Source organism: Oceanipulchritudo coccoides (assembly GCF_010500615.1).
Taxonomy (GTDB): domain Bacteria; phylum Verrucomicrobiota; class Verrucomicrobiia; order Opitutales; family Oceanipulchritudinaceae; genus Oceanipulchritudo; species Oceanipulchritudo coccoides.
Window position 1 is genome coordinate 1 of record NZ_JAAGNX010000014.1, and the last position, 560, is coordinate 560.

General features: G+C 63.2%; 1 protein-coding gene. It reads left to right on the forward strand.

The genetic code is table 11. The annotated features are described in order from the left end of the window. Positions 1-21: 21 nt before the first annotated feature. Positions 22-560, forward strand: a 539-nt coding sequence (locus G0Q06_RS14220) for an amidohydrolase family protein (RefSeq protein ID WP_425496127.1), incomplete at its 3' end; no start/stop codon positions are given.

Genomic DNA, 560 nt, shown 5'->3' on the forward strand with positions numbered 1-560 from the left:
GGCCAACGCGGCATCTGCACCCTGCCGGACGGCACTGGCATGGACGCATGGGAATTCTTTCGCGACAATCACAGTCAGGCCGGCACCGCAGCCGGCGCACCCGCTGTTGCGGACAAAATCTGGTTTGGCGGCCCTATCCTGACAATGCGGGACGACGCGATGCGGGCCGAAGCCATCGCCGAGAAAGCCGGAGAGATCATCGCCGTCGGACCGGCAGACACCGTCCTGCGTCACCGTGGTGCCGACACGCAAATGATCGATCTTGCCGGTGGGACATTGCTGCCCGGCTTTGTCGATGCGCATGGCCATGTCTTCATGATCGGCGTGCAGGCTCTCTCGGCCAACCTGCTCCCCGCGCCCGACGGCGAAGTCAACTCGATCCCTGACCTGCAACGCATCATGCGCACCTACGCCGAGACTTTCGGCGACCGTGTGCAACGTGCCGGCCTGATACTCGGCTTTGGCTACGACGATTCGCAACTAGTCGAACAGCGCCACCCGACCCGGGACGAGCTTGATGCCATCGCATCGGATATACCGGTCTTCGTGCTGCACCAGTC